Below are 19,619 nucleotides of genomic sequence, written 5' to 3'. Positions count from 1 at the left end.
GTTATAACTCACAATAAATACTAATCATTCCTTTATCACCTTTTGAGTATCCAGTTCTAACTGATGGAAATATATCTTCTCTGATAATTATGGTCGTGACTTTAGATATATCGTACAGTTTCCATCCATAAGCTCCGGTAGATGAATAACCATCGACTTGATAAGCTCTTAATACATGGTTTCCTTTTAAAGATAATCCGTGGCAATGTGGTTCTACAACCCGGATGCCGCCATCATATTCAAATTCTATTAAAAATTGGGATTGAATTGCTTTAGTAAGTAAGGTAATCATAGTAAGGTTTAGATTTAGTTAATTGTTAAATATGGTCATCATATCCAACTTGATTTATAAATTTATAATTTACTATTTATAAATCAAAACCAATCTCTAACACGGATTACATTTTTGCGAGTAATGGCTGCATCACGTAACTGACGCAAGATTCTTTCTAACAAAATAGATATGTATAAGAATCTTCGTTTAGCATCGATTCATACTAATCTCTTCTTGGTCACTGTTGTCATTAATTACCAAAATTTGCTGTTTCGATGTCTAATGTAACCGACGAAAATTCGTTATTAAAATTTTCTTGGTTAGGTAGCATTAGCCCTAATCCGGACTCTAATTCTGCCTGTAATTGTTTAAAAACCTTAAGATAGTTTTTCTTAAATTCCTGAACAGAGTAATCACCAAATTGAATTTCATCTACGTTACCAGAGGGATTGTTATCAATTATAAATTGATCAAAATCAAACCTTAAAATTGACTCAATAGAATTTAAAATTGATTGCTTTTGCGATAAGTTCATCAGATATTTTAGGTTACAAATTCTAAGGTAGTTATTTTTTAAAACACTTAGAATAGCATCCGTTATGACGTTTAATATACTAAACTAAAAATAATCAATAAAGTAACATAGAGATTACATAACTGTAAGGCAATTCCGCTTTATTTGGCGTTTAATAATATGGCTGTTTAGTATTGTTTTTTATATAATTATGTGATATTTACAGCGAATACCACATTATAACATCTTAATATTACCGGGTAAATGAAAACAACACCTCCCCAATTAAGGATACTTTCAATAGATATTGGCGGTTCAAGCGTTAAGGCAACCATATTAGACAGCAAGGGCGACCTTACAATGGATTACCAGAAGATTGCCACCCCCAAACCGGCCAACCCCGATAATATCATTAAGGCAATTAAAACCCTCGTAAAAAATTACCCTCCTTATGATCGCGTATCTGTGGGTTTCCCGGGCTATGTGCGCAACGGTATTGTTAAAACAGCACCTAATTTAGGCACTGATTTTTGGGCTGATGTTGATTTTAGAAAACGCCTTACCGAAGAGCTTGGCCAGGATACGCAGGTGGTGAATGATGCTGACATGCAGGGACTTGGCGTTGTGAAAGGCAAAGGTCTTGAGATGGTTATTACACTGGGTACAGGCTTTGGTACTGCTTTACTGATGGATGGGCACCTTTTGCCTCACCTGGAGGTATCACATCACCCGGTTTCAAAAGGCCGTGACTATGACGAATATATTGGCGACCGTGCGCTTGACGAGATAGGTGAGAAAAAATGGAACCGCCGTATTCGCAAAGTTTTTCAAATATTAAAAACTGTATTCAATTACGACTATTTATATATAGGCGGCGGTAATTCAGACCTGCTTGATTTTAAGCTGGATAAGAACATGAAAATTGTTACCAATGCCGACGGAATAAAAGGCGGGGCGAGATTGTGGCAGGAGGATAAACATCCGGTTACACACGTTGCAATGGCAACCCCAACAAAATAATTACGCTATCTTTTTTACTTACAACAATGGAAAAACCGAACGAAAAACTTGAAAAATTAGCGATAGACACCGTAAGGATTTTATCGGCAGATGCAGTACAGAAAGCAAACTCGGGCCACCCAGGTACGGCAATGGCTTTGGCCCCAATGGGCCATGTATTGTGGACCAAGTTTTTAAACTATAACCCGCATAACCCTGATTTTGTTAACCGCGACAGGTTTATCCTTTCAGCAGGCCATGCATGTATCCTGCAATACAGCTTCTTGTATTTAACCGGGTACGATCTTTCATTAGATGACATCAAACAGTTCCGTCAGTTAAACAGCAAAACTGCCGGGCACCCGGAGTATGGTTTGGCACCGGGCGTTGACGTAACTACAGGCCCTCTTGGCCAGGGCTTTGCAAACGGTGTTGGTTTTGCAATTGGACAAAAACACCTGGCAGCCCGTTATAACAAACCGGGGTTTGATCTTTTTAACTACCATATTTACTCTATCGTAAGCGATGGCGATATGATGGAAGGCGTAACTTCTGAGGCTGCTTCTTTAGCCGGTCACCTGGAGTTAGGTAATTTGATCTATCTGTACGATGATAACCACATCTCTATTGAAGGCAGCACTGATATTGCTTTTAACGAGGATGTAAGCGCCCGTTTCCGTGCTTACGGATGGCATGTACAGGAGGTTAATGATGTTAATGATACCCACGCGTTAGAACTGGCCTTGATAAACGCTAAGGCAGAGTCTCAAAAACCTTCTTTGATCCGTGTACGTTCATTGATCGCTTATGGCAGCCCTAACAAATCTGGCACTGCAGGCTCACACGGTTCACCGCTTGGTACCGATGAAGTGAAACTGGTAAAAGAATTTTTTGGCTTTGATCCTGAAAAATCATTCAATGTACCTGATGAGGTATTGAAATACTATCGTGAAAAAGGTGAGCGCGGCGTTAAGAAAGAAGAAAAATGGAATGAACTTTTTGCTAAATACAAAGAGAAATATCCTGAATTGGCAGCCGAGTTTGAAACTGCCTTTAAAGGCGATCTTCCTCAAGGCTGGGCTGATAAATTGCCAACCTTTAAAGCATCTGACCCTAAAATGGCTACCCGCCAGGCATCAGGTAAGGTATTAAACGCTATTGCAAGTGCACTGCCTAACCTATTAGGCGGCGCGGCCGACCTGGCGCCATCAACAGAAACTAATCTTAAAGAAGAATTTTCGTTCACTTCAGAAAACCGTGCAGGCCGCAACTTCCACTTTGGTATCCGCGAGCACGCCATGGGTTCTGCATTGAATGGTATGTCGCTTACAAAAGGTTTGATACCTTTTGGTGCAACGTTCCTGCAGTTTGCAGATTACATGCGCCCTCCTATCCGTTTAGCGGCTATCATGAAAATCAGTCCAGTATTTGTGTATACGCACGATAGTATCGGCTTAGGCGAAGATGGTACTACCCACCAACCCGTAGAGCATTTGGCATCTCTGCGTGCTATTCCTAACGTAACGGTTATCCGTCCGGCTGATGCCAACGAAACCTCTTACGCATGGAAAGTTGCCGTAGAGAAAAAAGGTGGCCCAACTGTATTGGTATTCACCCGCCAGGCATTGCCTATCCTTGACCAGGATAAATTTGCTAAGGCATCTAATCTTGAGAAAGGCGCTTATGTAGTTTCTAAAGAAAGCGGCAACCCTGATTTATTATTATTAGCAACCGGGTCGGAAGTTGCATTGGTTTTACAGGCACAGGAAAAACTGGAAGCAGAAGGTATCTCAACCCGCGTAGTAAGTATGCCATCATGGGAGCTATTTGAGGCCCAGGATGCAGCATATAAAGAAAGCGTATTGCCAAAAGCAAGCAGAAAGCGCTTAGCTGTTGAGATGGCTTCGCCACAAGGCTGGCACAAATACACTACCGATGAGGGCGACACCTTGTGCATGACAACCTTTGGTGAATCGGCACCGGCTGATGACCTTTACAAACATTTCGGCTTCACTGTTGATAATGTTGTAGCGAAAGCGAAAGCGCTTTTAAGCTAATACCATAGTATCAAGTAGCAAGTATTTAGACGTACTGTCCATCTTCTTGCTACTTGATGCTCTCTACCTAATATCATTTATAAAAAAGATGTAAGTATGAAGTAAAGGCGTTCTGTCTTACTACCTGATACTTACTACTTGATACCAGTATGGATAGTTTAATTGAACGGCTCCAGTGGTCTTCTGAGATCATCAACCCGGAGGCTAAACAAAAAGTAGCGCGCCAGATTGCCCAAAAGGTTAAGGATGGCGATATACTTGGTGTTGGTTCCGGTTCTACCGTTTACATGGCTTTACTTGCCATTGCAGAACGCCTCAAGACCGAAAAATTAAATATCAAAGCTATCCCTACCTCGCTGGAGATCTCCATGTTCTGCAGTAAGCTGGGTATCCCGCTCACCAGCCTTTACGAACATACACCCACCTGGTTATTTGACGGCGCGGATGAGGTTGATCCAAATCATTGGCTTATAAAAGGCCGTGGCGGCGCCATGTTCAAAGAGAAATTGTTGATCAGTGTAAGCCCGGTGAGCTACATCATTGTAGACGATTCTAAGATGGTTGATAAACTGTGTACCCATTTCCCGGTACCGGTTGAAGTTTTTCCGCAGGCATTAGTGTCTGTAGGGCAAAAACTGGAAGAACTGGGAGCTACCAGCATTGTGCTACGCCCTGCAAAAGGCAAAGATGGCCCCATTATTACTGAAAACAATAACCTGGTTTTAGACTGCCATTTTGATAACGTAAGCAAAACACTTGAGCGTGATATAAAATCGATTACCGGTGTGATAGAAAGCGGATTGTTTATCGGTTATCCGGTAGAGATCATCAAAGCATGAGTTTAAACAGCTAATTGACACGGCGTAAACGGAATAAGGAGATTAGTATTACATTATAAAACACATTAATCAGCACATTTGGCTGTTCTAAGTGTTATACTTACAATAATTAACGAATTAAAAACCATACAGATACATTTATCATGGCAAATAAAGTAAAGCAAATTCACGAGTTCGGTCAGAGCATCTGGCTTGATTTTATCGACCGCGAGATCATTTCATCAGGTAAACTGCAAAAGTTAATTGATGAGGATGGCGTTAGAGGTGTAACCTCAAACCCGGCCATATTTGAGAAGGCAATAACCAGCAGTTCAGATTACGATGCCGATATCAAAGAGTTCGGAAAAACGACTGAAAAGACCGAGGATCTGTTTTTTGAATTAGCCGTTAAAGATATCCAGGCAGCTGCGGACCTTTTTGATAAAGTTTACAACGAGGGGGTTGTGGGTGCCGATGGTTACGTAAGTCTTGAGGTATCTCCGTTCCTGGCGTTAGATACCGAAGGCACTGCCAAACAAGCAGAAGAGCTTTGGAAAAAAGTTGACCGCAAAAACGTGATGATCAAGATCCCCGGTACTAAACCAGGCCTTCAGGCTATCCGCCAGTCAATCGCAAAAGGCATCAATATCAACGTTACATTGCTGTTTGGCTTACAGCGTTACGAGGAAGTTACCGAGGCTTACATAGCAGGTTTGGAAGACCACCTGGCAGCAGGCCACAACATTGCGCACATTTCGTCGGTGGCCAGCTTCTTCTTAAGCCGTATCGATGTAATGATCGATCCATTATTGGAAGAAAAGGGCTTGAGCGACCTTAAAGGCGAAGTTGCCATTGCATCTGCTAAAAAAGCCTACGAAATATACAAACGCGTATTCAGCACCGAGCGCTGGAAAGCGTTGGAAGCTAAAGGAGCAAAACCACAGCGTTTGCTTTGGGCAAGTACCAGCAGCAAGAACCCTGATTTTAAAGACACCAAATATGTTGAGGCCCTTATTGGCCCTGATACCGTTGATACCGTGCCTTTGGAAACTATTGAAGCTTTCCGCGACCACGGTATTGCTGCCGATACTTTAATGCTTGGTTTAGAGCAGGCTACTGAAACTTTACAGCGTGTAAAAGCTGCAGGTATCAACCTTGATGAGATCACCCAGAAATTAGAAGATGAAGGTATCGATAAGTTCAACAAGCCTTTCGAGAAACTTTTAAAGGCAATTGAGGACCAACAGAAAAAGGACTAAATTAATGGAAGCAACATCTGTTAAATTCCTGTTTTTCGATATTGGTGGGGTTTTACTTACTAACGGCTGGGGGCACCAGTCGCGCGAGGAAGCTGCACGAAAATTTGGCCTTGATTATAACGAGGTTAAGGAGCTGCACACATTTATCTTTAATGTGTACGAGGCCGCCGGTGTAGACCTGGATGATTACCTGGATACCGTTGTCTTTAATCACCCGCGTGAATTTACCCGCGAGGATTTTAAGAACTTCATGTTTGAGCAATCAAAGGAATTGCCGGATATGCTTGGCTGGCTTAAGGAATGGAAAAAAACATCCGGCTTTAAGATAATGGCCATCAACAACGAGGGCAAGGAACTGAATGATTACCGCATCAAGAAGTTTAAACTGCACGAGGTGTTTGATGCATTTATCTCCTCATGTGAAGTAGGCATCCGCAAACCCGACCCTGCTATTTTTAAACTGGCAATGGGCGTGGCCATGGCGCAACCATCAGAGTGTGTCTATTTTGACGACAGGAAGATGTTTGCCATTGCCGCAGGTAAACTGGGTATGCGGGCATACCAGCATACCGGTTTCGAAACAACCAAAAAGATACTTGAAGATTTAAAAAAAGAATTCAACACAACAAAAAATGAGCACAACAGATAAATATGCTTTCGGCATGATAGGCCTTGGTGTTATGGGCCGCAGCTTGCTGCTGAATATGGCAGACCACGGTTTTGCTGTAGCCGGGCATGATAAAGATGCAGGCAAAGTAGATTCACTAAATAAAGAAGGTGGTGATCTACAGGTTAAGGGTTTTTTAGATGTAAAGGAATTTATCCAGAACCTTAAAACGCCGCGTGCCATTATGATGCTGGTACCTGCAGGTAAACCTGTTGACAGCGTTATTGAAGAGCTTACACCATTGCTTGATAAAGGCGATATTTTAATAGATGGCGGTAACTCGCACTTTACCGATACTAACCGCCGCGTAGAAGAACTGGAAGCTAAAGGCCTGCATTTCTTCGGTATGGGCGTGTCTGGAGGCGAAGAAGGTGCACGCCGCGGCCCAAGCATGATGCCGGGTGGCGATAAAGATGCCTATGCGGTAATGAAACCTATTTTTGAAGCCATTGCCGCAAAGGTAAACGGCGAGCCTTGTGTTACCTACATTGGCCCGGGTGCATCCGGTCACTTCGTAAAGATGGTGCACAACGGTATTGAGTACGGTATAATGGAGTTGTTGGCAGAGACCTACGAGATCATGAAAAAAGGTCTTAAAATGGACAACGAAGCCATTGGTAAAGTATTTGCCGACTGGAACGAAGGCCGTGCGCAATCATTCCTTTTAGATATCACCAAAGATATTTTCAAATACAAAGCACCGGGCACAGATCACCTGTTGCTTGATGATATTAAAGATGAAGCCCGCGCCAAAGGTACCGGTAAGTGGACCTCTCAAAGCGCTATGGATCTGCAGGCACCTATCCCAACGGTAGACGTTGCCGTATCCATGCGCGACTTGTCTAAATACAAAGAGTTACGCACACAAGCCGCAGGTATTTACAGCAAGGATGATCATCAGCAAATTGAGGGTGATGATAAAGAGCTTTTAGAAGCTCTGGAAAACGCTTTCTATTTCACCATGATCATCAGCTATGCGCAAGGCATGCACATGCTGTCGAGAGCATCTGAAGAGTATCAGTATGATCTTCACCTGGATGAGATCGCTAAGATCTGGAGGGGTGGTTGTATCATCCGCTCTAAATTCCTGGAGAATATCTATAATGCCTACGGCAAGGATAAAAACTTAAAGCACCTGTTACTGGATGCGGATGTAGCCAGACTGGTTGAAGGTACTATACCGGCCATACGCCAGGTAGTAGCTGCAGCTGTTAAAGTAGGCATAGCAGCTCCCGGCTACGCAGCATCTTTAAGCTATTTCGATGCCTTCCGCACCGAACGTTTACCATCAAACCTAACCCAGGCCCAGCGCGACTATTTTGGCGCGCACACTTATGAGCTTATAGGCAAAGAAGGTACGTTCCATACCCAATGGGCACCGGAAAAATAAGTACTGAGTAAATAGTATCAAGTATTGAGACTTTACTTGTCTTGATACTTGATACTCACTACTTGATACCCTTAAAAAACACAACAATGAGCAACAATAACGCAAAAGCCGATCCTACCATATTTATCATCTTTGGCGGCACCGGAGACCTTAATGCCCGTAAAATTGCACCTGCGCTTTACAACCTGTTCTTAGATGGTTGGATGCCCGCGCAATTTTCAATAATTGGTACCGGCCGTACTAAACTTACCGATGAGCAGTTCCGCGATAACCTGCACAAGGATATTAACCAGTTCTCGCGCAGCGGTAAAGCCGATGAAAAAAAATGGGCAGAGTTCTCAGCGAACATATACTACCAGGTATCTGATGCAACTGATGCAGAAACCTATAAAGAGTTTGGTAAACGTATTGAAAAGCACAACAAAGAGTGGAAAACCACCGCCAACGTGTTATTCTACCTTGCAGTGGCGCCAAACTTCTTCCCTATCATTGCATCAAATATTTCTAAAGCCAAACTGGCTGAGGATAAGAACCGCGTACGCATCATTATCGAGAAACCTTTCGGTCATGATTTAGAATCAGCCAAAGACCTTAATGAATTGCTTAAGGGTATTTTTGATGAGTGCCAGATCTACCGAATTGACCATTACCTGGGTAAGGAGACAGTACAGAACATCATGGCTTTCCGCTTTGCCAACTCTATTATGGAACCACTTTGGAACCGCAATTACATAGAGCATGTGCAAATTTCGGTTACCGAGCAATTGGGTGTTGAAGAGCGTGGTGATTATTATGATGGCTCAGGCGCTATGCGCGATATGATCCAAAACCACTTGCTGCAGTTGCTTTGCCACATAGCCATGGAACCACCTGTTAGCTTTAATGCTGACGAGGTGCGCGACCGCAAGGTTGATGTTTTACGCGCTATGCGCAGGTTTACACCTGAAGATGTGCGTAATTCGGCAGTGCGTGGCCAATATGGCAGCGGCTGGATGAAGGGGCAGGAAGTACCGGGCTACCGTGAGGAGCAAAAGGTAGATCCTCAATCTAACACTGAGACATTTGCCGCAATCAAGTTCTTTATTGATAACTGGCGCTGGCAAGGTGTACCGTTCTACCTGCGCACAGGTAAACGTATGCACCAGTCGTCATCGGTAATTACAATACAGTTTAAGGATGTACCGCACCTGATATTCCCTACGGAAGCTGCCGAAAGCTGGCAACAGAACAGGCTGATCATCAGCATACAGCCGGAGATGAGCATCCGCTTGCAGGTACAGGCTAAACGCCCTGGTATTGATATGGTGCTGAATGCCGTTGATATGGTGTTCGACTATAAAGGCACTTACACCAACCAGGCGCCCGAAGCTTATGAAACTTTGATATTGGATACCATGCTGGGCGACCAAACCCTGTTTATGCGTGGCGACCAGGTTGAAGCTGCATGGGAACTGGTAATGCCTATCCTGAACACTTGGCAGAACAAAAAGAGCCTCAACTTCCCTAACTACAGTGCCGACTCATGGGGTCCTGAATCTGCTGAGGCCCTAATTGCCCGCGATGGTTTCAATTGGTTCACCCTGCCGGTTAACGGTAAAAAATAAATGATTCGATTTGGAAATTTGAAGATGTGTCGATTTGAAAATGAATCAGCCAATCTTCAAATTTTCAAATCATCTAATTTTCAAATTGAGATGACTTTAAATGTTTTTAATACTGATACCGAAGTTTTAGCCGCATTAGCTGCCTACTTTGCCGATCGTGCCAAGGAAGCGATTGAGGCTAACGGCCGTTTTGCGGTTGCTTTAAGCGGCGGTAGTTCGCCTAAAAAGCTGCATGAACTGTTGGCAAGCGAGTACCGCGATAAGATAGAATGGAACAAAGTGTTCTTCTTTTTCGGCGATGAGCGCGATGTGCCGTTAACCGATTCGCAGAGCAATTATCTGATGGCGAAACAAACCTTATTTGACCCGCTGGGGATTGATCCTGCAAACGTTTTCCCGGTGCAGACGGATCTTGGTGCAGAGGAAGCAGCCAAACAATACACCGAAAAAATTGCGGATTTCTTTGATGGCGAAAAAGCCGAATTTGACCTCATCATACTTGGCTTAGGCGATAACTCGCATACTGCATCTTTGTTCCCGCATACCAGCGTGTTGCATGATGAAAGTGCATCAGTACAGGCATTGTACATTGATGAGGTAAAGATGAACCGCATCACGTTCACCGCACCATTGATAAACAATGCAGAGCATATTGCCTTCCTGGTTTACGGCCAGGGCAAAGCTGAAGCGGTTAAACACATCCTTGAGGATGATACCAACATTGAAGAATACCCGGCGCAATTGATCAAAAGCACCGATGTCCAATGGTTTCTGGATGAACCTGCAGCGAGTGCGTTGGAGAAGAGATAAATAAAAAGCCTTCCGAAATCGAAAGGCTTTTTTGTTTTATACCCCCATGTCATTGCGAGGAGCGACAGCGACGCGGCAATCTCATAGGTATATCCGCGTGCTTGTCCGCTGAGATTGCCACGCTCGCTCGCAATGACATCGTTTTATATTCCTATTTGTCATTCTGAGCAACAGCGAAGAATTTAACTGCGTGCTTTGTACAGTTTATAAATGCTTCGTTCCTCAGCATGACAAAAATATTTATCCGTTATTGGTGTTTACACCGATGCTTCTACTCCACCACATCATCCCCTTCAGCAACTTCCAGTAACCCTTCCGGTTGTTTAAAATTGCTTTTAACAAAGTGGCACCAGTCGCACTCTTTTTTGCCGCAGCCGGTGCTGAACTCGTGGCTCATGATCTTCTGATAGGTTGAGGTGATCTGATTGGTCACTTCCTCAATATCCTCCGGTGTTATCACTACCTTGGCTTTGTAGTATTCGTTTTCCTTCTCGGGCTCTACGAAATCGAAGATGGTATCCACCACTTCCCAATCATTGGTGCGGTCGTTATCTACCAATATCTTATAGAACACCGCCTGGCGCCAATAGTCGCCTCCGTTGGGCTCATCATTGGTTGGGCGCTCCAGTTTGGGTTTAGCGTTGCGCACGCGGCCGGTTTTGTAATCTACCACGGTTACCTGTTTGCCGTTAAATTCTATCTTATCCAGGTTTCCTTTAATCGGTACGCCCTGCACCTCAATGTTCTTAATGCTATGCTCAGTACGGGTCACTTTGTTCCAGGTGACTATATTTTGCTCGTAGTATGGCGGCAATATCTTTTCGCCGTAGGCCACGCGCAGTTTAAATTCTTCTTTAGTGAACGAATCCCGGTTACGGTACATGTACCAGCGAAACTCTTTCATAAATTCTTCAGTTGGCATAAACTCATCACCAAAATCCTTTAACCGCCGGAAAGCCTTATTTAATGCCCAGTGCACCGCCTGCCCAAACGTTGCCGACGGACTTTTACCCGAAGGCACGCGTATCAAACACTGGAAATAAAACCTCAGCGGGCAATCCAGGTAATTATTCAGATGCGTCACCGATAGCGTGTAATTTTGCAGGAGTTGATTGATGTAGTTCCTGTCCAGCAATTCAACAACCGGTTTGTCGGCCTCGTTAAATTGCGTGGCAATAAATTCTATCATATCATCACTGCTCACTTTAGGATAGCTCACCTGCAAATGTGTATCGGCCAATATCTCACCAACAAACTGCGATGGCTCCTGGTCTTTCCCGTTCTTATCTTTAGCAGCGTACGACACATTCAGGCATTGTTTTGCTCTTGTCAATGCTACATAGAACAACCTGCGCGATTCTTCCTTCAAAGCAATATCTTCTGATGCCGACTGCGTTAAAGTATCCGGATAGCTGAAACCGTTGTTACGGCCTTTAGCATCCCAGGTCTTTTTATCACAACCGATAAAGAATACGTGCTCAAACTCCAAACCTTTAGAGCCGTGTGCTGTCAAAAAATTGATACCGTTTTCTGAAAATATCACTTTGTTCAGCTCCATGCGGATGCCGTTTTTACGCATCAGGTCGATGGTGGTGATCAGCTCTGCCAGTTTTATCTCGGGGTTCTTGCGGCTTTCATCCTTTAAAAAATCAAAGAAACTGGTCAATACCTGCATATAAGTGCCCTTATCATGCTGCTGCATAATGTATTTAAGGATACCCATTTTAGAGATCACCGACTGAAACAACTGCTGCAGCGTAACACTTACGGCACCGGTCAGTAATTCATCAATATCATTGATCAGGAACTTCATGTTGGTGCCCACCGGCTTGCTGAACAGATCGGTTTGCGCCGGTATCTTCATCTCGTGGATGTAGCGGCGCAGTGAGGTTTTGGGCTGATTGTTACTTGCCGTTGCAAAGTTCTCCTTTGATACGGCAATGCTGGCCTTGGCTATCTCTATCGGCGGTATGTCAAAGAAATCATAATGCAATATCTCGAACAGCAATTCATCACCACTGTAAGGCGAATCAAGTTCCATAGCCAGATAACGCAGTATGTTGATGATCTTTTCGCCGAAAGGCATAGTCAACACATCTATCTTGCGTTTGGTATTTACGGCGATGCCCTGTGTTTCCAGGAAATGCAGCAGGTCATCAACCTGGCTGTGGTTACGATAGATCACTGCTATTTCGCCTGGTTCTGTTCCTTTCGCCACCAAACCTTTAATATGCATGGCCACATCAACCAGTTCCTGATTAGGGTTCTCATATTCTTTTATGGATGGTGTAACTACCTCACTGCTAAAACGGGGGTGCGAGGCTTGTAGGTTCTTATCAAGCTTAAGCTGCGCTGTTAATCTTTCTCGGTTATTGTTAATAAGCGCGCGGGAAATATCCAGGATATGCTGATTGGAGCGATAATTATGCTTCAATACCACGGTATGCAGGGTATCCACATAATCACCGGCAAAATCCAGGATGTTCTTCATGTTCGCTCCCTGGAATTTGAATATCGATTGATCGTCATCGCCCACTACAAACACATTGGGAGTGTCCCAATAATTTAGCAGGAATTTGAGTAACTCGTTCTGCGAACCACTGGTGTCCTGAAACTCATCTATCAATAAATACTGGTAGCGTTCCTGGTAACGGCGCAGTATCTCGTCATTCTCGCGGAAAGCCTTGAGCACCCACATGATCATATCGTCATAATCATATCTGCCGCGGCTTTTCATCTTGGCATCGTAGTTACGGTATTCGGCAACGGCAGCCAATAGTTTCTGCATTGTCTCAGTTACCTTATCGATATCCTTTTGCTTTGGGTCGCCTATTTTGATACCCGCTTTTGGATTGGCGCGTTTGTAAATAAACTCCTCACGGTTTGGCAGATCGGCCAGGTAATCCTGTACCGCTTTTATCACCAACTCTTCCGACCAGTTCTCGGTCTTCATGGTAGAGAACAGCTTTTTAAGTCGCGGTGCGTCAAAGTAAATATCGCCCGTAAAGCGTTTTAGTAAATGATCGTTTCCAAACTCATCTACCAACTCGCGAAACAGCATGGCCGATTCCAGATCAGACAATGCTTCCAGATTCAGCTTACCAAAATACTCCAGGTTCTCCTGGATGATCTCGTTACAAAAAGCGTGGAATGTATATATGTTAATGCGGTATGCATCCGGCCCTATAAACTCGAATAAGCGTTTGCGCATGGCAACCGCACCCGCATCGGTGTAGGTTAAACATAATATCTCATTGGGCTGGGCATCGGTATCGGTCAATATTTTACCGATACGAGCCGCAAGGATCTGCGTTTTACCCGTACCCGGCCCGGCCACTACCAGCACGGGGCCATCCATTTTATTTACGGCGGCCAACTGCTCAGGATTTAAACCCGCCAGCGCTGCCTTAAACTTTTCGTTATATTTATTGAGTGGAGATTGCATAGTTTTAGTAAATATAAGTTTCGGCGTGGTTGCCTCAATGGCTTGTTAACCTAAATATTTTGCGGCGCCATCGGCGCAATTAACACCATCTATGGCAGCAGAAATGATACCGCCTGCATAACCAGCCCCCTCGCCGCAAGGGAACAAACCGGCTACCTGTGGATGCTGGTAAGTTTCCCTGTCGCGCGGTATTTTTACCGGTGATGATGTACGCGATTCTACGCCAACTAATATCGCCTCGTTAGTATAGTAACCTTTCATTTTGCGCCCAAATGCAGGTAGGGCTTTACGCAGGCGATCGCCAATCCAACCGGGTAAAACTTCTTTCAGTTCGATGCTTTTGCAGCCGGGCAGGTAGGAGTTATCGGGCAGGTCTTGCGACAAGCGGCCTTCTACGTAATCAACCATACGCTGGGCCGGTGCAACCAGGTTACCACCGCCGGCTTTAAAGGCTATACGTTCCACTTCCTGCTGAAATTTCAGCATGCGGAAAGGGTCGTTCATGTCACCTTTAATATCTTCCATAGTTATCTGCACCACCGTACCGCTATTGGCGTAAGGGTTGTTGCGCTTGGATGGGCTCCACCCATTTACTACTATCTCATCTACATCTGTAGAACATGGAGCAATGATACCGCCAGGACACATGCAGAATGAGAACACCCCGCGAGCATCTACCTGCTCTACCAGGCTATAATAAGATGGCGGCAAGTCCGGCCCGCGGAACTCGCAATGGTACTGAGCACGGTCTATGATCTCCTGCGGATGCTCGATACGGACACCCAAAGCAAAAGGTTTGGCTTCTATCAGGATATCCTGTTGATGCAGCATTTCGAACATATCTCGCGCTGAGTGGCCGGTTGCCAGGATCACCGCATCAGCTAAAAGCTTTTCGCCGTTAGCTAACTGCACACCTTTTATCTTGCCAAACTCCACAATTAATGAAGCTACTTTGGCGTCAAATACTACTTCACCACCGGCATTTTCAATACTCTCACGCATGGCGGTGATGATCTGCGGTAATTTATTGGTGCCAATATGTGGGCGGGCATCAACCAAAATATCTTCGGTAGCGCCGTGGGCCACAAAGGTTTCCAATACGCCCTTTACATCGCCGCGCTTGGTTGAGCGGGTGTAGAGTTTACCATCAGAGTAGGTACCTGCACCGCCTTCGCCAAAGCAATAGTTGGATTCGGGGTTAACCAGGCCCTGTTTATTGATGTTTGCCAGATCTCGGCGGCGTTGCTTAACATCCTTGCCGCGTTCCAGTACAATAGGTTTCATACCGTTATCAATGGCCTGCAAGGCAGCGAACAGCCCCGCCGGGCCGGCACCTACGATGATGACGCGTTTGGCGTCAGCAACGTTTTGATATTGATGAGTATAATGCTCAACCTTAAAGGGTTCATCAACAAAAACCTGCACCTGCATGCGGTAAACCACCTTGCGGCCACGGGCATCAATAGAGCGCTTTACTACTCTTACACCGGTTATTCGTTTATGCGGGATATTTAGAGCTGCGGACGCAAGCGTTTTTAAAACATTCTCATCATCCTGCTGCCCGGGCGGGCATACAATTTCTGCTTCTTTTATCATTATAACGCCGGGTTTTTATCCCGGATAATGCAAAGATAAGGAAAATGGTTTAGCTGGACTCATGTCCCCAATTTGTTAAAATGAGGTCGGCCGTAGGCGTCCTGTTGTGCACTTATTTTTTCTCCAGCGCACGCTTAATCAAAAAATCCAAGGCTGCCGCATCTGCTAATGGCTTAGCAGCAGGCTGTTCGCCGAGGTACATGGTCTGCTTGTCTTCGATGGTGTAAACCGGCCATTTTGGAAGATTGCCACCGTTGGGGTTCCCTGTTTTTACAAAGTTTACCCAGTAGGATGATGCATCATCGGCCAGTTTTTTATCCACTGCTTCAAACGGGCGATTGACAAATTTGAGGTTATTAAAAATATAGGGTACTTCGGCCGTGTGGAAAGCGCCATACTTTTCAAACGCCGGGGTGGCAGGCATTCTGCGCGTAAACCGGTACAGATAGATCTTCCGACCCTTTTTGGCCTGTACATTGGCCCAGGTATAATTCTGGATCCCGAACGTCATATCGCGGGAGAGGTTGATCTGCGAACGCTCAGCCTGCGCATCGGTAGTACCGGGGAACAGTTTTAAAAATTCGTCGACATCAGCGCCATATTGTTTCTTAGCATCTGTTTGATATGTTTCTGCATTCTTTAACTGGCCTATAAATGCATCGTCCTCATTCCAGCCGGTAAGCACGTTTACAGCATTTTCCTTGCCTGCAGCAAAAATTTCGGCAATGCTTTGCGGTAACACATAGCCGTCAATAATAGGCCTGCCACCAAATTGCTTTAACAATTTGCTGGTTGATAGTTTGCGCAGATCTGATAATGATTTTGCGCCTAACTTCTCTGCAGTTTGTATGCCTGCCTGCTCTGCTTCTTTCAACGTAACGCCACTGAATGGTCCGGGTATAAAACTGGCGCCACTCTCGGCAATGGCATTCCTGAACAAACCTTTGGCAAGGGGTGATGCCACCAGGCTGTTTACATTCATCGACCCCGCAGATTGGCCGGCAATGGTAACTTTCTCCGGATCGCCACCAAATGCTGCTATGTTTCGCTTAACCCATTTTAAGGCAGCTATAAGATCCATCAGGCCGTAATTGCCCGAAGCATGATTGGGTGATTCTTTGGTTAGCTCGGGGTGGGCAAAGAAACCTAATATCCCCACACGGTAAGGGATGCTTACTACAATGATTCCTTTTTTGGCCAATGCCTCGCCATCATAAATAGGTGCATTGGTTCCCCCACTTACAAAGCCACCACCATAGATCCACACAAAAACAGCGCGTTTCTCTGCAGGTGACTTAGCGCCAGTCCAAACATTCAGATAAAGGCAATCCTCACTCAAAGGCTCATCTTTTATCAAAAACTCCCTGGTGTAAACGCCAAACTCGTTGGGTTTAGCTTGTATAGGGCTTTTGGCAAAATCTGTACAGGCCTTAACACCCTGCCATGGCTTTACCGGTTGAGGCGCTTTCCAGCGCAAATTGCCAACGGGCGGTGCTGCAAACGGAATACCTTTATAAATGAGAATGCTTTTATCAGCATTGGTTGCCCCGGATATTTTGCCCGCATCGGTTTTGACCACATCTAACGATTGCGCCGCGGCGCTTAAGGCCGGTAGCAAAGCTGTAAGCAGGATGAGCAGACGTTTCATGATTATTATTTAGATTTCCCGCAAAGGCGCAAGTGCTGTTAAAGCGCCTCTGCGGGATGTGGAGATCAATTTACGGCTTTACACCGGCTTTTGTATACTTAGCTGTGCGTGAATCTTTGATAACGCCTTTCCAGTTTAAGCCATAACCAAAATCGTAAAGGTGGCCTTCAGAGTCTTTGTAGCATTTCATATCCAATGGCACGTCCTCAAACTGAGCTTCAACGGTTTGCATATCCAGCGGCATTTGCAACGGTAACAGGGCAGATGGCTCAGCTTTTCCGGTAAGGATATCCAGGCTCGCCTGGCCTTGCACACCAAAGTCTACAATGATGGCACTGGCATTTTTCTCAAACTCACCAAAAACCATCGGGTTGTTCATATTTACAGATACGATAACCGGTTTGCCTTTCATTTTTGCATGGGTATCGTTAACCATAGCCAGGTCGGTAACGTTGGTTGATATTTCCGATTTACCCTTATAACTGCGATTAGTTGTTTTTTCTAAGGGATCGCCGCCGGCAATGCTGGTTGCCCTTGCGTTATCTGCTGTATACTTGCCATATTGTAAAGAGATAGGCAGGTAGCCGTTGCCGCCGTTTTTTGCATCATCTTCGTTGTATCCGCCATGGCCAATAGGGCTGGCAACAAATACCAAAGCATAGTCTGCCTCATCAGGGTTTTCGGTCACCTTGAAGTATTTCTTCACGATATCCATGTTAACCGGGTATTCCAGTTTTTCAGGGTATGGCATCCCCAGGAAGTTTTTGCCTGCAGGTGTAAATTTCTTTGGTACATAAACAGTTTTGCCGGTTTGTAGAGGCAACACACCGCCTTTGTTCTTCAGCATCACAATTGATTTAAGCTGGGCCTGGTAACCTGAATCCATAAACTCGGGCTTGCCAACAGTTTGTTTGGTTTGTTCAGGGTCAAGGTATGGATTTTCAAACAGACCGGTTCTGAAGCTGCCGCGAAGCAAACGCACTGCTGATTGCTCAAATCGCTCGCGCATCCATTTTTCGCCGTGCTCCTTAACGCCCATTTTGTAGGCATCAAGTACAGGTGCCATATCATTGTTGCCGCCAAACTGGTCAACACCGGCCATTAATATTTTATAGTGGCGTTCGGCTAAACTCGCCTTTTCCATACCCCATGATTTACCTGACAAAAAGCTATTGATCACCGTTTCATCACCGGTAACCAGCCAGTCGGTACAAACTACGCCATCGTAATGGTATTTGTTGCGCAACAGATCGGTAATGATGTACTTATTATAGTTGTTAGCCACGTTCTCGTGGTTTTTGGTATCCTGGTTAAAGCTGATGGTATAATAAGGCATTACCGCAGCTGCCATGCCTGTTTTACCAGCAAGTTTAAATGCGCCTTCTGTAAAGGGTATCATGTGCTGCTTAAAGTTATTGCCCGGATAAACTGCATACTTGCCAAAGCCATAATGTGCATCGCGGCCTCCTTCACCTGCACCGCCGCCCGGCCAGTGCTTAACCATGGCATTAACACTATTATAGCCCCATCCACCCTTAATCTCTTTGTCACCTATCGAGGTTTGGAAACCATCAATGTATGCCCGGGCCATATCGGCAGCCAGCCAAGGGTTCTCACCAAAGGTTCCGCTAACGCGGTTCCATCGCGGGTCGCTGGCCATATCCACTTGCGGCGACAAGGCAGTGGCAATACCCAAAGCGCGGTACTCCTGTGCCGCAATGTGGCCAAAGTTTTGGGTAACGGTAGGGTCAAACGTTGCAGCAAGGCCTAAAGAGCCCGGCCACATGGAGATTGCCCCACCTGCGCCACCATTATATTCTGCTGTGGCAATTGTTCCGTTACGCGGATCTGAGCTGTTATTGGCAGGTATACCAAAACCAATGCCTTCTACAAAAGCCTGTACGTTATTGCTCCATTTGGCAGCAACCTCGGGGCTTTGTACCGATGTTATCAGCACGTGGCGCACGTTATCTTCTTTTAAGAACTTGCGTTGCTGATCCGAGAGGTCAAAAGGGTTTGCGCCGCTTTCACTGAAAGGTTTGCCGTTGTATGTGCCGGCAAACGGGCCAACCGGAATGGTTGGTATCATTTGGTGGCGGCTGTAAAGCATTAACCCCGCTATTTGCTCTACGCTAAGTTTACTTGCAAGGTCTTTGGCGCGCTCATCAACCGGCAGGCGCCAGTCTTCGTACTTATCCAGCTTACCATTCTTATTCAGGTCTTTAAAGGCCAACCCATCAACCGTAATAATTTTAATGCCCGAAGTGGTGGAATAGCCCAGCGTTTGGCCCCTGGGGTTTGATACGACAGCGATATCGCCACGTTTAGTTTCCGACCATTTATTTTGCGCAGAAGCAATGGCAGGCAGCAATGCGAGCAGCAGCAGGTAATTTTTTCTCATAAAGAATAGCAGCTTATGGTAAGCGGTATGGATTTATTGGTTATCAGACCTTTATATTGTGTCTGTTGTACACAATGCTAAATATTATATTTGATACTTGCAAGTATTCATTATTTTTACCTGCTATCAATTTTGAA

At 45.1% G+C, this 19,619-nt stretch carries 14 protein-coding genes; 8 read left to right on the top strand and 6 right to left on the bottom strand.

What is annotated here, in order from left to right; all coding sequences use genetic code 11:
* Position 1: 1 nt before the first annotated feature.
* Positions 2-292, bottom strand: coding sequence for a hypothetical protein (locus INP83_RS05035; RefSeq protein WP_219126544.1), 291 nt, complete (start codon positions 290-292; stop codon positions 2-4).
* Between the two features lie 232 nt (positions 293-524).
* Positions 525-809 (bottom strand): hypothetical protein, encoded by a 285-nt coding sequence (locus tag INP83_RS05030; RefSeq protein ID WP_219126543.1) that lies wholly within the window; start codon positions 807-809, stop codon positions 525-527.
* 243 nt (positions 810-1,052) lie between these two features.
* Here INP83_RS05030 and INP83_RS05025 point away from each other — a divergent pair, with 243 nt between their 5' ends.
* From INP83_RS05025 to pgl, 8 genes are all read left to right on the top strand, one after another.
* Complete coding sequence (locus INP83_RS05025; protein WP_219126542.1) at positions 1,053-1,808, top strand: ROK family protein; 756 nt, start codon at positions 1,053-1,055, stop codon at positions 1,806-1,808.
* 26 nt (positions 1,809-1,834) lie between these two features.
* The gene (gene tkt / locus INP83_RS05020) at positions 1,835-3,844 is read left to right on the top strand and encodes a transketolase (RefSeq protein WP_219126541.1); all 2,010 of its coding nucleotides are present in this window, start codon (positions 1,835-1,837) and stop codon (positions 3,842-3,844) included.
* A 149-nt stretch (positions 3,845-3,993) separates the two neighbouring features.
* On the top strand, positions 3,994-4,683 hold the full coding sequence (gene rpiA, locus INP83_RS05015; protein ID WP_219126540.1) for a ribose 5-phosphate isomerase A: 690 nt from the start codon (positions 3,994-3,996) through the stop codon (positions 4,681-4,683).
* A 143-nt stretch (positions 4,684-4,826) separates the two neighbouring features.
* The gene (tal, locus tag INP83_RS05010) at positions 4,827-5,921 is read left to right on the top strand and encodes a transaldolase (RefSeq protein WP_219126539.1); all 1,095 of its coding nucleotides are present in this window, start codon (positions 4,827-4,829) and stop codon (positions 5,919-5,921) included.
* 4 nt (positions 5,922-5,925) lie between these two features.
* Positions 5,926-6,570, top strand: coding sequence for an HAD family hydrolase (locus INP83_RS05005; protein WP_219126538.1), 645 nt, complete (start codon positions 5,926-5,928; stop codon positions 6,568-6,570).
* The gene (gene gndA, locus INP83_RS05000) at positions 6,554-7,978 is read left to right on the top strand and encodes an NADP-dependent phosphogluconate dehydrogenase (protein WP_219126537.1); all 1,425 of its coding nucleotides are present in this window, start codon (positions 6,554-6,556) and stop codon (positions 7,976-7,978) included. The genes INP83_RS05005 and gndA overlap by 17 nt, the downstream gene beginning before the upstream one ends.
* Before the next feature lie 86 nt (positions 7,979-8,064).
* Entirely contained in the window at positions 8,065-9,582 is a 1,518-nt protein-coding gene (gene zwf, locus INP83_RS04995; RefSeq protein WP_219126536.1) for a glucose-6-phosphate dehydrogenase, read from the top strand.
* Between the two features lie 90 nt (positions 9,583-9,672).
* Positions 9,673-10,392, top strand: a complete 720-nt coding sequence (pgl, locus tag INP83_RS04990) for a 6-phosphogluconolactonase (RefSeq protein WP_219126535.1) — start codon at positions 9,673-9,675, stop codon at positions 10,390-10,392.
* Between the two features lie 271 nt (positions 10,393-10,663).
* On the opposite strand, the gene INP83_RS04985 is transcribed toward pgl, so the two are convergent.
* From INP83_RS04985 to INP83_RS04970, 4 genes are all read right to left on the bottom strand, one after another.
* Positions 10,664-13,837, bottom strand: a complete 3,174-nt coding sequence (locus INP83_RS04985) for an ATP-dependent DNA helicase (RefSeq protein ID WP_219126534.1) — start codon at positions 13,835-13,837, stop codon at positions 10,664-10,666.
* Positions 13,838-13,882: 45 nt separating this feature from the next.
* Positions 13,883-15,433 (bottom strand): NAD(P)/FAD-dependent oxidoreductase, encoded by a 1,551-nt coding sequence (locus INP83_RS04980; protein WP_219126533.1) that lies wholly within the window; start codon positions 15,431-15,433, stop codon positions 13,883-13,885.
* Between the two features lie 112 nt (positions 15,434-15,545).
* Positions 15,546-17,081 carry a carboxylesterase/lipase family protein gene (locus tag INP83_RS04975; RefSeq protein ID WP_219126532.1) on the bottom strand — a complete coding sequence of 512 codons (1,536 nt, stop codon included), beginning with the start codon at positions 17,079-17,081 and terminating at the stop codon, positions 15,546-15,548.
* A gap of 70 nt (positions 17,082-17,151) precedes the next feature.
* Positions 17,152-19,482: a glycoside hydrolase family 3 N-terminal domain-containing protein gene (locus INP83_RS04970; protein ID WP_219126531.1), complete on the bottom strand. Its 2,331-nt coding sequence runs from the start codon at positions 19,480-19,482 to the stop codon at positions 17,152-17,154.
* Positions 19,483-19,619: the final 137 nt, after the last annotated feature.

Origin of the sequence: Mucilaginibacter sp. 21P (genome assembly GCF_019331605.1) — a bacterium.
Taxonomy (GTDB): Bacteria; Bacteroidota; Bacteroidia; order Sphingobacteriales; family Sphingobacteriaceae; genus Mucilaginibacter; species Mucilaginibacter achroorhodeus.
The sequence above is the reverse complement of the archived record's forward strand: the minus strand, read 5'-3'. Positions and strand labels throughout refer to the sequence as shown.